The 15,840-nt window shown below is 69.8% G+C and carries 16 protein-coding genes and 1 pseudogene; 8 read left to right on the plus strand and 9 right to left on the minus strand.

Features of this window, described 5'->3' with window-relative positions; translation table 11 throughout:
* Positions 1–62: 62 nt before the first annotated feature.
* Together OG205_RS08165 and OG205_RS08170 are read left to right on the plus strand one after the other, a co-directional pair.
* Complete coding sequence (locus OG205_RS08165; RefSeq protein WP_330275636.1) at positions 63–2,063, plus strand: putative bifunctional diguanylate cyclase/phosphodiesterase; 2,001 nt, start codon at positions 63–65, stop codon at positions 2,061–2,063.
* 51 nt (positions 2,064–2,114) lie between these two features.
* On the plus strand, positions 2,115–2,750 hold the full coding sequence (locus OG205_RS08170; protein ID WP_330275637.1) for a VOC family protein: 636 nt from the start codon (positions 2,115–2,117) through the stop codon (positions 2,748–2,750).
* Here the strand turns inward: OG205_RS08170 and OG205_RS08175 are convergent.
* Positions 2,743–3,132 carry a hypothetical protein gene (locus OG205_RS08175; RefSeq protein ID WP_330275638.1) on the minus strand — a complete coding sequence of 130 codons (390 nt, stop codon included), beginning with the start codon at positions 3,130–3,132 and terminating at the stop codon, positions 2,743–2,745. The genes OG205_RS08170 and OG205_RS08175 overlap by 8 nt on opposite strands.
* Positions 3,133–3,151: 19 nt before the next feature.
* Positions 3,152–3,616, minus strand: a complete 465-nt coding sequence (locus tag OG205_RS08180; protein WP_330278125.1) for a PPOX class F420-dependent oxidoreductase — start codon at positions 3,614–3,616, stop codon at positions 3,152–3,154.
* 10 nt (positions 3,617–3,626) lie between these two features.
* Between OG205_RS08180 and OG205_RS08185 the strand changes: the two genes are divergently transcribed.
* Positions 3,627–4,469 carry an alpha/beta fold hydrolase gene (locus OG205_RS08185; RefSeq protein ID WP_330275639.1) on the plus strand — a complete coding sequence of 281 codons (843 nt, stop codon included), beginning with the start codon at positions 3,627–3,629 and terminating at the stop codon, positions 4,467–4,469.
* 45 nt (positions 4,470–4,514) lie between these two features.
* Here OG205_RS08185 and OG205_RS08190 read toward each other — a convergent pair whose 3' ends face one another.
* Both OG205_RS08190 and OG205_RS08195 read right to left on the minus strand, forming a co-directional pair.
* Positions 4,515–5,327: a DUF6159 family protein gene (locus OG205_RS08190; protein ID WP_330275640.1), complete on the minus strand. Its 813-nt coding sequence runs from the start codon at positions 5,325–5,327 to the stop codon at positions 4,515–4,517.
* Positions 5,328–5,433: 106 nt separating this feature from the next.
* On the minus strand, positions 5,434–6,639 hold the full coding sequence (locus tag OG205_RS08195; protein ID WP_330275641.1) for a GGDEF domain-containing protein: 1,206 nt from the start codon (positions 6,637–6,639) through the stop codon (positions 5,434–5,436).
* 202 nt (positions 6,640–6,841) lie between these two features.
* Here OG205_RS08195 and OG205_RS08200 point away from each other — a divergent pair, with 202 nt between their 5' ends.
* Positions 6,842–6,997, plus strand: coding sequence for a hypothetical protein (locus OG205_RS08200; protein ID WP_330275642.1), 156 nt, complete (start codon positions 6,842–6,844; stop codon positions 6,995–6,997).
* 53 nt (positions 6,998–7,050) lie between these two features.
* Here OG205_RS08200 and OG205_RS08205 read toward each other — a convergent pair whose 3' ends face one another.
* From OG205_RS08205 to OG205_RS08215, 3 genes and pseudogenes are all read right to left on the minus strand, one after another.
* Positions 7,051–8,259 carry an MFS transporter gene (locus OG205_RS08205; RefSeq protein ID WP_330275643.1) on the minus strand — a complete coding sequence of 403 codons (1,209 nt, stop codon included), beginning with the start codon at positions 8,257–8,259 and terminating at the stop codon, positions 7,051–7,053.
* A gap of 3 nt (positions 8,260–8,262) precedes the next feature.
* Positions 8,263–9,777, minus strand: a complete 1,515-nt coding sequence (locus OG205_RS08210) for a carboxylesterase/lipase family protein (RefSeq protein ID WP_330275644.1) — start codon at positions 9,775–9,777, stop codon at positions 8,263–8,265.
* A pseudogene (locus OG205_RS08215) lies at positions 9,753–11,245 on the minus strand (carboxylesterase/lipase family protein). Before OG205_RS08215 ends, OG205_RS08210 begins: the two are co-directional and overlap by 25 nt.
* A gap of 138 nt (positions 11,246–11,383) precedes the next feature.
* Here OG205_RS08215 and OG205_RS08225 point away from each other — a divergent pair.
* From OG205_RS08225 to OG205_RS08240, 4 genes are read left to right on the plus strand one after another with little or no spacing between them, the layout of a single operon-like run.
* Positions 11,384–12,040 carry an HAD family hydrolase gene (locus OG205_RS08225; protein WP_330275646.1) on the plus strand — a complete coding sequence of 219 codons (657 nt, stop codon included), beginning with the start codon at positions 11,384–11,386 and terminating at the stop codon, positions 12,038–12,040.
* On the plus strand, positions 12,037–13,041 hold the full coding sequence (locus OG205_RS08230; RefSeq protein ID WP_330275647.1) for a phosphotransferase family protein: 1,005 nt from the start codon (positions 12,037–12,039) through the stop codon (positions 13,039–13,041). Before OG205_RS08225 ends, OG205_RS08230 begins: the two co-directional genes overlap by 4 nt.
* Positions 13,041–14,252 (plus strand): acyl-CoA dehydrogenase family protein, encoded by a 1,212-nt coding sequence (locus OG205_RS08235; protein WP_330275648.1) that lies wholly within the window; start codon positions 13,041–13,043, stop codon positions 14,250–14,252. Before OG205_RS08230 ends, OG205_RS08235 begins: the two co-directional genes overlap by 1 nt.
* A 4-nt stretch (positions 14,253–14,256) precedes the next feature.
* Positions 14,257–14,763, plus strand: a complete 507-nt coding sequence (locus OG205_RS08240) for a GNAT family N-acetyltransferase (RefSeq protein WP_330275649.1) — start codon at positions 14,257–14,259, stop codon at positions 14,761–14,763.
* Here the strand turns inward: OG205_RS08240 and OG205_RS08245 are convergent.
* Complete coding sequence (locus OG205_RS08245; protein ID WP_330275650.1) at positions 14,760–15,113, minus strand: VOC family protein; 354 nt, start codon at positions 15,111–15,113, stop codon at positions 14,760–14,762. The genes OG205_RS08240 and OG205_RS08245 overlap by 4 nt on opposite strands.
* 9 nt (positions 15,114–15,122) lie before the next feature.
* Positions 15,123–15,836, minus strand: a complete 714-nt coding sequence (locus OG205_RS08250) for a poly-gamma-glutamate hydrolase family protein (protein ID WP_319980630.1) — start codon at positions 15,834–15,836, stop codon at positions 15,123–15,125.
* Positions 15,837–15,840: the final 4 nt, after the last annotated feature.

Here is a 15,840-nt window from a genome sequence, read left to right on the forward strand (position 1 = left end):
ATCAGCGAACTGACCGGCGTAGCGGGTTGCTTACGTCCGGTGATCGGACGATCATGACGCGCGTGACCTCCTACTGCCGCACGGTGCTGGACCGAGCGGGTGTCGGCTATGCCGTGACGGATTCGCGCGGGAACCTGTTGTGGTGCAACCGCGCGTTGGGTGCTGTGCTGGGGGTTCCGGTCGAGCAGGCGTACGGCCGGTCGTTGCCCGCGTTGCTTCCGGGGGTGCCCGAGGTGCCGGCGCCTGTTCGTGAGGTGCTGGTACCGGGTCCGAAGTGGCTCGAGGTGCGGTGCTCGCGGCTGGGTGACGACCTGATGTACGAGGTCGTGGACGTGTCGGCGTGGCGTGATCGTGAGTTGACGGTGACGCAGGAGGCGGACGCGTTGCGCCGGGCTCAGGCTCTGGGGCGCATGGGGACGTGGGAGTGGTCGATCCGCGAGGATCGGGTGACGTGGTCGGACACTTTGCTGGAGATGTTCGGGTTCGCGGCGGGGACGGCGTTCGACTTCGAGCTGTATTCGCAGCTGGTGCATCCGGACGATCTGCCGATGATCGAGGAGACGCTGGACGCGGCGCTGAAGACGGGTTCGGTGTTCACGTACACGCACCGGATGTTGCGGCCGGACGGCAAGGAGCGGGTGTTCGAGTGCTTCGGTGAGGTCGTCGTCGGTGATGACGGGACTCCGTTGCGGGCGTTGGGTACGGCGCACGACGTGACGCAGTCGTCGCGGGTGCATGACGAGCTCGTGAGGATGGCCGAGCAGGATCCGTTGACGGGTCTGCCGAACCGCAGGGCGCTCACGCGTGCTTTGGAGCAGGAGCTGGCGAACAACGGTTCGGGTGCGCTTCTGGTGCTGGACCTGGACAACTTCAAGGACGTCAACGATCTGCGCGGGCACGCGGTGGGTGACCGGGTGATGCGGATGCTGGCGTCGGCGTTGCAGTCCCGTTTGGGTGACAGGTTGATCGCTCGTCTGGGTGGTGATGAGTTCGCGGTGGTGTTGCCGGGGGCGTCGCCGAAGGACGCGTCCGAGGTGGCCGATGGGTTGCGGGACGCGGTGGCGGGGTTCCCGCTGGCGGGGATCGGGACGCCGGCGCGGATCACGGTGAGCACGGGGCTGGCGGAGTTCGGTCCGGGTGACTCGTGGGAGCTGGTGCTGGCGAACGCGGATCTGGCGTTGTACGCGTCGAAGGCGGCGGGCCGGGACCGGGTGACGGTGTACGAGCCGAACCACTACGCGGACACGGTGAAGCGGGTCAGTGTGCTGGACCGGTTGCGGGCGGCGCTGGCGGGCAACGGTCTGGCGCTGTACGGCATGCCGATGGTGGAGCTGACGACGGGTCAGGTGCTCGGTCACGAGTTGTTGTTGCGGCTGGAGGATCAGCAGGAGCCGTATCTGGGTCCGGCGGACTTCCTGCCGGTGGCGGAGCGGTCGAATCTGATCCTCGAGGTGGACCGGTGGGTGCTGACGACGGCGATCGACGCGCTGGTGGCGCAGCCGGATCCGCGGTTGCGGTTCAACGTCAACGTCTCCGGCCGGACCCTCGAAGACCCTGACTTCGGGAACTTCGTGCTGGACAAGCTGGGTTCGGCGGGGGTGGCGCCGGGCAGGCTGGGGCTGGAGATCACGGAGACGGCGGCGGTGACCAATCTGGACGCCGCGGTGACGCTGGCGACGCAGCTGCGCAGTTTCGGGTGCCGGATCACCCTCGATGACTTCGGTTCGGGGTTCGGGTCGTTCGTGCATCTGAAGCATCTGCCGATCACGGGCATCAAGATCGACGGCGAGTTCGTGAAGGGCATCGAGACGAACGAGGCCGACGCGGTGCTGGTGTCGGGGATCGTGCAGATCGCCAACGGGCTGGGGCTGTCGGCGGTCGCGGAGTGGGTGGAGCGTCCGTCGCAGGTGGACGCTTTGAAGCGGCTGGGCGTGCGGGTGGGGCAGGGTTTCCACCTCGGCAGGCCGATCCCGTTGCGTGACGTGGTGAGTGCGGAGCGCATGCCGCCGAATGGCGCATTGTCGTCTCAGGTGGTCGGAGCAGAGGATGGGGCCCGCTCCTGATCCGCGCCCGATGGGATGCCCGTGTCGTCTTGTGGTCTTCGTCGTCTTGAGTTGAGCGTTGCCGAGCCCGAGTTGTCGGTGGATTTCTTCGCCGGTGTTCTCGGGTGGACGGTGATCGCGGAGCCTGGTGGGTCGTTCTCGGGGTGGGTGGGGGACAGACTCGCCGCTCAGGTCGTTGCGGGGGAACAGGGTTGGCGCGTGGTCTTCGGTGGTGACGGGGCGCGTGAGCTGACGCAGGACTCCTCTGTGGACACCGGTCGTGTTCTTCATGGTCCGTGGGCGCCGCCGCCTCGGCAGGGTGAGCCGTGCTGGGTGGAGTTGCTGACGAGCACGCCGGACGAGAGCGACGAGTTCTGGAAGCGTGAGCTGGGCTGGGAGACCGCGGACGGGGATCGGGGTTTCGATCTGTACACGTCGTCGCGGCACGGTGATCCGCGTCCGGTCGCGGGCACCATGCACTCCAGCCTGGGGGTGGAGTCCATGTGGAGCGTCTATTTCGCGGTCGACGACATCGAGTCGGTGTGCGCGCGGGTGTCCGAGTTGGACGGTGAGGTGCGGTTGAAGCCGTCGCGGTTGCCGATCGGGTTGGTCGCGTCGATCGAGGGTCCGCACGGCGGATCCTGCGGGCTGCTGGAGCAGCCCGCAGGGTGGGGTGGGCAGTGGTCTTCGAAACTGGGGTCTAGCTAGCGGGTTCGCGGTCGAACCAGGCGACGGCGAGCAGGATGAGGCCGGTGGCGATGCTGACGCCGGTGTTGATCAGCAGGTCGGAGGTGGCCATGCCGATCTCGCGGCCCCAGTAGGCGAGTTGTGAGCCCGCGTCCCAGAACAGGTACATGAGCGCGTTGAGGACGATGAGCTTGCGCCGGTCGGCCGCGCGGCTCAGTCCCATGGCGATGATCGTGATCGCGATGATGAGGACGTGGTAGCCGGCGACGGAGTACCACTGGAAGTGGCGGGTGGGGGTCATCTCGCCGCCGAGGTAGGCGCGGTCGGTGAGCTCGGGGTTGAAGGTGAGCACGACGGCCTGGAGCAGGTTGAAGGCGATGTAGACCCACAGGACGATCTTCATCCAGAGCTTCACGGCGTGCTCAGGCGTCCAGTTCGGGCGGGAAGCCGCCGGTGGCGATGGGGCCCCAGCGGTCGATGGTGATCCGGATGAGGGACTTGCCCTGGCGGAGCATGGCGGCGCGGTACTCGTCCCAGTCGGGGTGTTCGCCGGCGATGCAGCGGTAGTACTCGACGAAGTCCTCCAGCGCTTCTGGCAGGTCGAGGACCTCGGCGGTGCCGTCGATCTGGACGTAGGCGTCGTTCCAGTCTTCGGAGAGCACGCAGATGGTGACGTTGGGGTTGCGGCGGGCGTTGCGGACCTTGGCGCGTTGCGGGTAGGTCGCGACGACGATGCGGCCCTGCGTGTCGACGCCGCAGGAGACGGGCGAGACCTGCAGTCCGTCGGTGCTGGTTCGGTGGGTGATGAGGACGCCGTGGTGGCGGGTGGCGAGGAACTCGAGCAGCTGCGGCCGGTCGACGAGGTCGGCCGTGGCGATCTTCGGCATGATGTGCAGCATGGCACGCTTCACCTCGTTCGACGGCACGGAACTCGCCTATCGAGAAGCAGGGGACGGCGTCCCGCTGGTGGTGCTGGCGGGTGGTCCCGGGCGGGCGTCGGAGTACCTGGAGACGCTCGGCGGGCTGGACGCGTCGCGGCGGCTGGTCGTGCTGGACAACCGGGGCACGGGGGCGTCGGACGAGCCGGCGGATCCGTTCACCTATCGGCGGGACATGCTGGTGCGGGACGTGGAGATGCTGCGCCGTCACCTGGGCTTGGACGTGGTGGACGTGCTCGGTCACTCCGCTGGTGCCGGCATCGCGATGGGGTATGCGGCGGACTACCCGGATCGTGTCGGGAAGCTGGTGCTGCTCACCCCGGCGTTGCGCAGCGTCGGGTTGTCGCCGGAGCAGAGTGACTGGGACACGTTCCTGGCCACCCGTGCTGATCAGCCGTGGTTCGAGACGGCGACGGCGGCCCTGGGACGCAACGCCGCCGGTGACGACTCGGTGCAGAACCGGGTGGCCGCGTCGCCGTTGCTGTACGCGCGGTGGGACGAGCGGACCCGGGCCCACGCGGACGCGGAGCTGGGTCAGTGGAAGTACGAGGTCGCGCTGGGTTACAACGCCGAGGGGGCGTTCGTGCCGGGTGTGCTGCGGCGGGCCATCGCGGACTTCGGCCATCCGGTGCTGGTGTACGCGTCCGAGGTGGACCCGATCTCGCCGGTGCGGCGCTGCGTCGAGCTGGCGGCGCTGTTCCCGGACGCGACGCTGTTCGTGCACGAGGGTGTGGGGCACTACCCGTGGGTGGAGGACCCGGACACGGTGTCGGCGCGGATCGAGGAGTTCCTGGCGGGTTAGCAGGTCTCGGCCGCGATGGTCGCGGCCGAGACCTCGGAGCCGTGCTCAGGCGTGCGCGAAGGACTCACGAAGATCGAGGTCGCCGAGCGCGGGGGACACCGTTGCCTCCGCGGCGAACCGGTACAGCGCGGTCTGGTAGATCCCGTTGAGGGTGGCCAGCACGACGGTCACCAGCAGCACCCACGCCAGCGACAGCAGGACGCAGACGTAGAGCGCCGTGTCGCCGCCGACCAGCGAGCCCAGCCCGATCACCGCGGCGACACCCGCCGCGGACGCGATCACCCCGAGCACGCTCAGGCCCGCGTAGCCCGCGATGTTCTCGCCCCATGTCCGGCGCAGCAGGTCGGCGGAGCGCTTCGGCGCGTCGCGCAGTGTCACGTCTTCGAGCGTGAGCACCGGGAGCACGAGGTAGGCGATCAGGTTCCAGCCGATTTCGCCGAGCACGCCGAGGAACCGCAGGGCGAAATCCGCGTGCCCTTCGATCGCGCGCAGCACGGCGGACACGGTGAGCGTCAGCACCGACCAGGTCAGCAGTCGTGGCCAGCGGCGTCCTGCCGCCACCAGTCCGGCGCCGATGCCGGCGCGCTCGCCGCACAGCGCCGTGTGGGCCTGGGAGATGAGCGCGGCCTTGAAGAACGTGGTGACCATCGTGACCACGAGGAGGCATCCGGCGAAGAGCAGCACCCAGGTCGCGGCGCCGGGTCGGTGCGCGGTGAAGAGCACCGGGCTCAGGAAGGCTGTGGCGACGAGCAGCACCGTCAACCCGGACAAGATCGGGAAGGCGGAGATGCGCGGTTGCGCGCGCAGCACCCGCCAGGAAGCTTTGAACATCATGAAAGTCGTGGCCCAGTAGCCCATGCAATCCCCCAGGATCGATCGAGGGGGAAGACTAACTTCAGCCGGCCGCGGCGCCTTCGTGGACCAGGGGTTTTGGGACTGACCGAGGGGAACCGAGGGACACGGGCTAGCGGGCGGCGGCGGTGGCGACGCGGTCGCGGCCGTTGTTCTTGGCCTGGTAGAGGGCCTCGTCGGCGGCCAGCAGCAGCGGGCTGAGCTCGCTGGCGATGTCGGGGAACACCGCGGCGCCCACGGAGCCGGTCATGCCGGTGATGACGCGGGGGTTGCCGAGGCGGTCGATGACCTCGATCTCGAGGCGGGCGATGTCGAAGCGGATGCGTTCGGCGGTGGCGCGGACCTCGGTGGTGCCGACGCCGGGCAGCAGGACCGCGAACTCCTCGCCGCCGAAGCGGCCGACGAGGTCGTAGGAGCGCACGGCGTGTCTGAGGGCGTCGGCGACGGCGCGCAGCACCCGGTCGCCGGCGAGGTGGCCGTAGGTGTCGTTGATCTGCTTGAAGTGGTCGAGGTCCAGTATCAGCACGCCGACGGTGGAGACCAGGCGGCGGGCGCGGGCGATCTCGCGTTCGGCGACGTCGTGCCAGAAGGTGGCGTCGACCAGGCCGGTCTTGCTGTCGGTGCGGGCGGCGACGCGGAACTGCGGCAGCAGCAGGCCCATGTGCAGGGCCAGGACGGTGAGCAGCAGGATCGGCGAGAGCCACGGGCGGGCGGTGGCGATGATGGCGATGCCGGAGCCGAGGCCGACCGACGCGGTCACGATGAGGACGTCGGAGGCGTGGCCGAGTGCTGTCTTGAGCGGGTTCGCCGGGTTGGTCATGATGATCGCGCCCACGACCAGGGCGTAGTTGACGAACCAGTAGAGGAATCCCGCGATCACGAGTGCTATGAGGCCGCGTGGTCCGTCCAGTTCGGACGGGGTTGAGGCGGAGAACATGGCCAGGACCCATTGCGCTGCGGCACAGCCAAGTACGACAGTGGCCGCGGAGAACAGTTTCCGGTAGAGAACGGCCCTGCGGCCGTACACCCGCAGCCACGCGTGCAGGTAGATGGTCACGACCATCAGGACGACCAGTGGCATCGGGAGAACGAGCACGCCCGCGAATTGCCACACCGATTGCATCTGCGCGTGAGGGACGCCCTCAGAGGAGATTTCGCGGATGCGTTCGATTCCGCGCGCCGCTTCCAGATGAATGAGCGCTGCCGCGGTGAGGGCCGCGAACCAGGCCCAGTGGCGCACCTCGACAGGGGTAAGCCGTGCGGTCGCGAGCGTGACGAGTGCCGCGAGCACGGCAATCGTCACGACGTAGGTCAGCACGACAGGAGGAAGGGACCATAACTTCCACCGGCGCGGGTCGAGCCTAGGCACGCTGCCACCCCCACCGAAAACCATCAGGAACAAACCACTGTAGCTACCGGGTCACGCGAAGTCGTGGCTCCATGTGGGGGACCTCACCCCCGAGCAGTCCTCGTGTTTTCACCCCTCATTGCACACCCCGCATTCCCACAAGGAGACGGTCATGATGAACCGCGCGCTGTCCACCGACTGGACTTTCACCTCCACTGACTGGACCTTCGCGAAGTCGACGGACTGGACTTTCAGCTCCGGTTCGACCGACTGGACGTTCGCGGCATCGACGGATTGGACGTTCGCGTCGACCGACTGGACCGTCTGAGCCCTTGTGAGATCGTGGTGGCGCAGGAGGGTGCTCGCCGGCACCCTCCACCGTCACGGTGACGTTTGTGGTTGTCCGGCCTGAACGCAGGCCTGTTTCCACTCCCACGCCGCACCCGCCGCCGCCAGCACCCCGAACCCCGCGATGACCGCGACGACGTGCGGTACCGGCCACCAGTGCGCCGCCGCCCCTGCCGCCGCGATCCCGAGTCCCTGCGACACCCGCAACGCCGTGACGGCCAGGCCGAACGCCTGCCCGCGCGTCGCGTCGGGCACCGACCGCACGAACGTCGCGTTGGCGAGCAGCTGATACCCGCTCGCCGCACCCGACAGCCCGAGCAGCACCAACGTCCACGCCAGCCCCGGAGACAACGCCATCGGCAGCAGCACCGCGCACGACACGACCGACAGCAACGGCATCCACCGCAGCCCACGCCCGGACGGCACGCGCGCGAGCACCACCATGCCCAGCGCGGTCCCGGCCGACACCACGCCGAAGATCGCCCCCACCGCCGCGGGACCCGCGCCGAGCTGGGACGCCAGCGGCGCGGCGAGCGCCTCGGCGGGAATGTAGAACCCGGACACGCAGGCGAGCGCGACCAGCGCCCGCAGCCGCCGATCACCCCACACCAGCCGCGCCCCGCCGAGCAGATCGGCCGGCCACGCCCGCACGTGCGGGTGGCCCGGCGCGGGCCGGTCGAGCAGGAACACCGCCACCAGCAACGCCGACACCGCGAACGTCACCCCGTCCGCGAGCAACACCGGCCCCGGCCCCAGCGACGCCACGAGCACGCCGCCGCCGAGGAACCCGGCCACCTGCGCGGCCTGCGTGACGGTGCTCAGCACGGCCTGGGCCAGCGGATACCGCTCGTCAGGAAGGATGTTGGGCAGCAACGCCGCCCGCGCGGCCCCGTGCGGCGCCCCCGCGAGCTGCACCGTCACCAGCAGTGCCGCCAGCACCCACAACGGCAGCCCCGGCACCGCCATCACCAGCAGCAGGGCCGCGCGCACAAGATCCGCGGCCACCATGACCTTCTTGCGGGCGAACCGGTCGGCGAGCCCCGAGAGCAGAGGCCCGCCGAGCAGGTCCGGCAGGAACGTCAACGCGTACGTCAGCGCCGTGAGGCCCGCGCTGGCGGTGCGGTCGTAGACGTGCACCGTCAGCGCGACCCTGGCGAACTGATCCCCGGCCACCGACACCACGTGCGCCATGAACAGGGCGCGGAACTCGCGATCGCGGGCGAGTCCGCGGTAACCGGGCATGAGCTACAGAATGGACGACCAGAACCCGCACTGGTGATCCAGGGCGAAATCGGTGCCGCCGATCGCTCCGGGAGCCAGCGACTGCACCCCGGCCCGCCAGCCCGGATCACCGGTGCGCGCGAACCGGCCCCACGCCGCGATCATGTAGTCCGAGACCTTGCGCTGCCGCGGCGTCAACGTCTGACCCATGTCGAACAGCATCAGCAGCTCAGAGCCGTGATACGCCCCGTACTCCGGGAACGGCGGAAAGTCCGGGAAGATCATCGGCACGTCCGGGTCGGCGAACTCGTACCCCGACACACGGGCACGCCGTCCCAGCTCGTCGCGCGCCGTCTGTGACGGGCACGCCCACCCCTTGTCGGTCAGCAACTCGGCGATCTCGTCGCGCGCGTCCCCGTTGCCGTTGACCGGATACCGCGCCGCGACCTTCTCCGCGTCTCCCGCACCGAACAACCAGACCAGCTGCTCCTGGTAGGACGTCTCGGGCACCGGCTGCGGCCAGAACAACGGCGCGAACAACGTCATCTCGTCGTGCGTAGACCCCACCAGTGTCGGCACACGGTGCATCCGGCCTGTGCGCTGTGCGACCCTCGGATCGATCGGCAACACCGCCGTGTCGTACGACGGCGAGGCGAACTGCTCGTGCACCGTGAGCAGCTTCGACACCGGCTGCGCCCGCAGACACGCCACGTCCGCGCACCCCAGCGCCCCGACGCCCGCCTTCTCCGTGTCGGTCCGAGCACGCCACACGCCGGTGAACTCGCCCGGCGCCGTCAACGCCGGCAAGTGCAGCCCGCACGGCCCGGACTGGATGATCGCCTTCGCGAACAACCCCGCCGCACGCGGCGACGCCAGCTGCGCGCACACGCTCAGCCCACCGGCGGACTCGCCGAACACCGTGACGTTGCGCGCGTCGCCACCGAACGCACGGGCGTTGCGCTGCACCCACCGCAGCGCCGCCTGCTGGTCGGCCAGCCCGAACGCACCCGACCCGGCCAGACCCGGATGGCCGAAGAACCCGAACACGCCGAGCCGGTAGTTCACGGTGACCACGACGGCGTCGTTCTTGCTCGCCAGCCACGTCGCGTCGTACATCGACGCCGCACCGGACGTGAACCCGCCGCCGTGGATCCACACCATCACCGGCCGCGGCCGCGCCGAACTCCCCGCCGGAGTCGTGACGTTCAGGTAGAGACAGTCCTCGGTCTCCGACGACGGCTGCCCCAGCTGGGAGTTCTGCGCGCAGAACGGCGCGGGCGTCGTCGCGTCCCGCACGCCCTGCCACCGCGCGGCCGGTTGCGGATCACGCCACCGGTTCGCACCGACCGGCGCAGCGGCGAACGGGATGTTCCCGAACGTCCGCACGGCCTCGGTCACCGTGCCCCGCACAGCACCCTTGTCCGTGCGCACCACCGCACCACTGTCCGCGGCGGCAGGACTCACGATCACCGCACACGCCATCACGGCGGCCACGACCGCCGGCACCATCGTCCTCACAACGACCCCCAGAACTCGCACTTGTGATCCTTCGAGAAGTCCGCCGGCCCGACCGCACCCGCGGCCAGCGACTGCACCCCGGCCCGCCAGCCCGGATCACCGGTCCGCGCGAACCGGCCCCACGCCGCGATCATGTAGTCCGACAGCTCCCGCTGACCCGCCGTCAACGGCACCCCGAAGTCGAACAGGAACGGCAGCTCGGAGGCGTGAAAAGCCTTGTAGCCACCGGGAAACGGCGGCAGCCCGGGAAAGAACACCGGCACGTTCTGATCCGCGAACTCATAGCCCGACACCCGCGCGTGCCGGTCCAGCTCCGTGCGCGTCACCGCCGACGCGCACGACCACGACTTGTCCGTCAGCAGCCGCGCGATCTCATCCCGCGCGTCCCCGTTGCCGTTGACCGGATACCGCGCCGCCACCTTGTCCGCGTCCGCACCGAACAACGCGCCCAACGTCGCTCCATACGCCGCTTCGGGTACGGGCTGAGGGAAGGCCTCCGGCACGAACAACGTCATCTCGTCGTGCGTCGTGCCCACCAGCGTCGGCACCCGGTGCATCCGACCGGTGCGTTGGGCGAGGATCGGATCGATCGGCAACACCGCCGTGTCGTAGGCGGGGGAGGTGAACTGGTCGTGCACCGTCAGCAGCTTCTCGACCGGCTGCGCCCGCAGGCACGCGAGGTCGGCACAGCCCACCGTGCCCACACCCGACTTCTCCACCTCGGCGCGTGGCTTCCACAGGTGCTCGAACTTCCCGGGCTCCGCGGGCGAAGGCGCGTCGACCCCGCACGGCCCGGACTGGATGATCGCCTTCGCGAACAGCCCGGCCGCACGCGGTGACGCCAGCTGCGCGCACACGCTCAACGCGCCCGCCGACTCCCCGAACACCGTGACGTTGCGCGCGTCACCGCCGAACGCACGGGCGTTGCGCTGCACCCACTTCAGCGCCGCCTGCTGGTCCGCGATCCCGAACGTCCCGGAGCCGGCGAGTCCGGGGTAGCCGAAGAACCCGAACACCCCGAGCCGGTAGTTCACCGTCACGACCACGGCGTCGTTCCTGGTCGCCAGCCACCGCGCGTCGTACATCGACGCACCGCCGCTGGTGAACGACCCGCCGTGGATCCACACCATCACCGGCCGCGGCCGCGCCGAGTTCCCCGCCGGAGTGGTGACGTTCAGATAGAGGCAGTCCTCCGTCTGCGAGGGCGGCTGCCCCAGCCCCGCGCCCTGCGCGCACCTCGGCGCGGGGGTCGTCGCGTCCCGCACCCCTGCCACGGAGTCACCGGCCGCGGATCCCGCCACCGGTTCTCGCCGACCGGCGCGGCAGCGAACGGGATGGTGCCGAACGTGCGATACGTGCTGGTCACCGTGCCGGCGACCGCACCCTTGTCGGTCCTGACGATCTGTGCGCCGTCCGCCTGGGCGGCGGGGACCTGGGTGAGAGCGAGCGTCATCGCGGCGGCCAAAGCCACCGTCACAGTCCTGGCCATGTGGACCCCCTTCGGGCTCGAACGTATCGGGGTGCGAGGGGCCCGGAAACCGCATAAAGAGAACTTGTCCCATCCTCCGAAAGTCGATGCCGCACTCCCCGGTTGCCGACATACCGACCGGTCGGTACCCTCCGAGTCGTGGGTGACACAACGCTTCCGGCACAGCCACTGGTCGACGCTCTGATCTTCGACTGGGGCGGCGTCCTGACGGTCTCCGTGCCCGAGTTCGTCGGCGCCTGGCTGCACGCCGAGGCCATCGACCGCGACGTCTACGGCCGCATCATGCGCGAGTGGCTCAGCCGCGAGGCGCTCCCGGACAACCCCGTGTTCCGCCTGGAGACCGGCGAGCTGACGGTGCCCGAGTTCGAACGGCTGCTGGCCGCCGAGCTGATCACCACCACCGGCGCCAAGATCGACGAGAACGGGCTGCTCAAGCGCATGTTCGGCGGTGCGACGCCCGACCCGGCGATGGTCGAACTCGTCCGCAAGGCCCGCGCCGCCGGCCTGCACACCGCGCTGCTGTCCAACAGCTGGGGCGAGGGCTATCCGAAGGACCTGCTCGTCGAGCTGTTCGACACCGTCGTGATCAGCGGCCGTGTCGGCCTGCGCAAACCCGACGAGCGCATCTACCGTCACACCCTCGAGCGGGTCGGTGTCCCTGCCGGGCGCGCGGTGTTCTTCGACGACGCGCCGATCAACGTCGAGGCCGCCCAGTCGGTCGGCATGCACGCGTTGCGCCACACGAGCGCTGAGAGCACCCGCGCCCACCTCGCCACCCTCGGAGTGAACCTGTGACCGACCTTCCCGGCCTCGACCTGCAGGCACTGGCCGCACACCTGGGCACGGGCCCGCTGACCGGCGAGCTGTTCCGCGGCGGCCGCTCCAACCTCACCTACCGCGTCAGCGACGGCAGCCAGACGTGGGTGCTGCGCCGCCCGCCCCTGGGCCACGTGCTCGCCACCGCCCACGACATGGCCCGCGAGTTCCGCGTCATCTCCGCGCTCGCCGACACCGACGTCCCCGTGCCCGGCGCGCACAAGCTCGTCGAGGACCCCTCCGTCATCGGCGCGCCGTTCTACCTGATGGAGGAGATGCCCGGTGTGGCGCTGCGTGAGCGGTCGCAGTGCCCGTGGCTCAACTCCGAGAAGGCCACCGTGCTGTCGCGCAAGCTGGTCGACGTGCTCGCCGACCTGCATTCCGTCGACCCCGACTCGGTGGGCTTGAGCGACTTCGGGCGCCCGGAGGGGTTCCTCGCCCGGCAGGTCAAGCGGTGGGGCAAGCAGCTCGACGCGTCCCGCAGCCGCGACCTGCCCGGTGTCGACGAACTGCGCGACAAGCTCGCCGACACCGTCCCGGACTCGAAGCGCGTGGCGATCATCCACGGCGACTACCGCCTCGACAACGCGCTGGTGACCGAGTCACCACTGCGGATCAGCGCGGTGCTGGACTGGGAGATGGCCACCCTCGGCGACCCCCTCGCCGACCTCGGCCTGCTCTACGTCTACTGGGCCGGCCTCGGCGCGGACAACGACCCCATCACCGGCGGCGTCACCTCGTTGCCCGGCTTCCTGTCCGCCGACCAGCTCGTCGCCCGCTACACCGCCCGCACCGGCACCGACACCTCCGGCCTGGGCTGGTACATCGCCTTCGGCTACTTCAAGCTCGCCGTCATCGTCGAAGGCATCCACTTCCGCTTCGCCAGCGGCAAGACCGTCGGCGCCGGCTTCGAAAAGCTCGGCGCGTTCACCGTTCCCCTCGTGCGGCAGGGACTCGCCGCCGCCCACAAGGAGCTCTAATGGACTTCGCCTACGACGCCAAGACCGAGGAACTGCGCACCAAGCTCCTCACGTTCATGGACGAGCACGTCTACCCGGCCGAAGCGGTCCTCGAGCAGCAGCTGCACGACGCCGCCGACCCGTGGGAACGCCAGCCCGTCCTCGAAGAGCTCAAGGCCGAGGCCCGCCGCCAGGGCCTGTGGAACCTCTTCCTGCCCGACCCCGAGCACGGCGCGGGCCTGACGAACCTGCAGTACGCGCCGCTCGCCGAGATCACCGGCCGCAGCCCGCACCTCGCGCCGGAGGCGTTGAACTGCGCCGCCCCCGACACCGGCAACATGGAGGTGCTCTCCATGTTCGGCACCGACGAGCAGAAGAAGCAGTGGCTGCAGCCCCTGCTCGACGGCGAGATCCGCTCCGCGTTCTGCATGACCGAACCCGAGGTCGCCTCCTCCGACGCCACCAACATCGCCACCCGCATCGAACGCGACGGCGACGACTACGTCATCAACGGCCGCAAGTGGTGGTCCTCGGGCGCGATGAACCCGAACTGCGCGATCTTCATCGTCATGGGCAAGACCGACCCCGACGCCGAACGTCACCGCCAGCAGGCCATGATCCTCGTCCCGCGCGACGCCGTCGGTGTCACCGTCAAACGCGCCATGCACGTCTTCGGCTACGGCGACCACGCCCACGGCGGCCACGCCGAGATCGAGTTCGTCGACGTCCGCGTCCCCGCCTCGAACCTCATCTCCGGTGAGGGCGAGGGCTTCGCCATCGCGCAGGCCCGCCTGGGCCCCGGCCGCATCCACCACTGCATGCGCCTGATCGGCATGGCCGAACGCGCCCTCGAGTTGATGTGCCGCCGCGCCTCGTCGCGCGTCGCGTTCGGCAAGCCCATCGCCGCCCAGGGCGTCGTGCACGAGTGGATCGCCGAGTCCCGCGTCCGCATCGAACAGGCCCGGCTCCTGGTCCTCAAGACCGCGTGGCTGATGGACACCGTCGGCAACAAGGGCGCCCACACCGAGATCCAGGCCATCAAGATCGGCACCCCGTCGATGACCGAATGGGTCCTCGACAAGGCCATCCAGGCCCACGGCGGCGCCGGCGTCAGCCAGGACTTCCCGCTCGCCGAACTCTGGGCCGCCACCCGCACCCTGCGCCTCGCGGACGGCCCCGACGAGGTCCACCGCATGTCGCTGGCCAAGCGGGAGCTCAAGAAGTACCTGTAGACGCATGGATGTCACGCGAGGCGGGCCGGCCGACGTACCGGCGATCATGGCGATGCTGGATGACGCTCAGGACTGGCTCGCCTCGCAGGGCCGCAGCGGACAGTGGGGAACCGACCACTGGTCCGCTGCCCCGGCCGGCGTCGAACGGATCACGCGGCTCGCCACCACCGGCACCGTGTGGCTGGGCGTGATCGACGACCAGCCCGCGGGCGCGATCATCACCTCCACCGCGCCCCACGACTACGTGCCGCCCGCCGACGAACCCGAGCACTACGTGACGCTGCTGGTCACCGCACGCGCGTATGCCGGCAACGGTGTCGGCGCCGCACTGCTGGCCCACGCCCGCGCCGAAGCCCACGCCGCCGGAATCGGCCTGATCCGCGTCGACTGCTACGACAGCGACGACCACCGCCTCGTCGCCTACTACGAGCAGCAGGGCTTCACCTCGGTCTCGGCCTTCACCGCACGCGACGGCACCTGGCCCGGCCGCGTGCTCGCCCTGCGCGTCTAAAGGAACAGGCAGAACGGGTGCCCGTCCGGATCGATCAGCACCCGCACGTTCTCCTGCGGCTGCACCTCCGCGAGCACCGCACCGCACGCCAGCGCGTGCTCGACCGCCGAGTCCAGGTCGCCGACCTCGATGTCCAGGTGCTGCGACGCCGTCTGCCCGCCCTCCACAGCCGGCCACACCGGCCTGCGGAAACGCTCCTCGCGTTCGAAGTTCAGCGTGAACCCGCCGGGCACCCGCACCTGGGCCCAGTCGTCCTCCGCCGTCCCCACGGACGCGTCGAGCAGCCGGGCGTAGAACGCGGCGAGCTCGCGAGGTTGTGACGTACCGACCGTGACCGCTGTAAGACGCACGTCTCGACGCTAGTTGTTGAGGGCCTCACGCGCCGCCACGGCCGCACGGCAGGCATGCACGAAGTCCCAGAACACCTCGGTCGTCGTGTGCCGGCGGCCGGGACGCGAGTTCTCCTCGAACATCGCCGTGCGCAGGGGAGTCGTCAGCTCCAGCTGAGCGCCCTGCCGCGACCGGGTGCGGTTCGCGATGTTCGCCCGGTCGAAGCCGCCCAGGATCGGGTGGTCCACCGCGTCGACCGTGTGGAACCCCGCCCTCCGCAGCCGCGTCAACAGCTCCAGCCGCAGCAACGCGTCACGCCCGCCGACCAGCACCGCCCGGTCGTGGTCCTCCAGACCCGCCGCGGCCGCCGTGCAGCCGTGCAGTCCCAACGCGTGCGAGGCGCCCGACACCAGCGTGCGGGCCACCCGGTCGTCGCAGTTGGACGACGTCACGTGCAGCTCGTCGTTCGAGGCCGTGCGCAGCCCCTCGAACATCCAGTAGTCGTGCGTCTGACCGATCGGCACCCGTGTGCCGGGGTGGAAACCCGCGACCGCGAGGCACAACTCGGACGTTCCGACCTCGATGCCGCCGCCGTGCGGGGCGAGGACGACCGACGGCGTACGGGGCCGGTGCCGCTTGAAGCGACGCCGGTAGTCCACCCGTTCCACCAGTCGGGGATCGGCGTAGAGGTCGGAGTTGGACGCGTAGACGTCTAACGCCGCCCACTGAGGCTGGGGTCTCATGGCG

It is taken from the genome of Lentzea sp. NBC_00516 (genome assembly GCF_036346835.1).
Classification (GTDB): domain Bacteria; phylum Actinomycetota; class Actinomycetes; order Mycobacteriales; family Pseudonocardiaceae; genus Lentzea; species Lentzea sokolovensis.

Bases quoted from the DNA above. Each gene is read 5' to 3' on its own strand.
- OG205_RS08190 (WP_330275640.1), bottom strand. From the start codon at position 5,327: ATGGGCTACTGGGCCACGACTTTCATGATGTTCAAAGCTTCCTGGCGG.
- OG205_RS08205 (WP_330275643.1), bottom strand. From the start codon at position 8,259: ATGCCCGGTTACCGCGGACTCGCCCGCGATCGCGAGTTCCGCGCCCTG.
- OG205_RS08240 (WP_330275649.1), top strand. From the start codon at position 14,257: ATGGATGTCACGCGAGGCGGGCCGGCCGACGTACCGGCGATCATGGCG.
- OG205_RS08180 (WP_330278125.1), bottom strand. From the start codon at position 3,616: ATGCCGAAGATCGCCACGGCCGACCTCGTCGACCGGCCGCAGCTGCTC.
- OG205_RS08235 (WP_330275648.1), top strand. From the start codon at position 13,041: ATGGACTTCGCCTACGACGCCAAGACCGAGGAACTGCGCACCAAGCTC.
- OG205_RS08185 (WP_330275639.1), top strand. From the start codon at position 3,627: ATGGCACGCTTCACCTCGTTCGACGGCACGGAACTCGCCTATCGAGAA.
- OG205_RS08200 (WP_330275642.1), top strand. From the start codon at position 6,842: ATGATGAACCGCGCGCTGTCCACCGACTGGACTTTCACCTCCACTGAC.
- OG205_RS08175 (WP_330275638.1), bottom strand. From the start codon at position 3,132: ATGAAGATCGTCCTGTGGGTCTACATCGCCTTCAACCTGCTCCAGGCC.
- OG205_RS08250 (WP_319980630.1), bottom strand. From the start codon at position 15,836: ATGAGACCCCAGCCTCAGTGGGCGGCGTTAGACGTCTACGCGTCCAAC.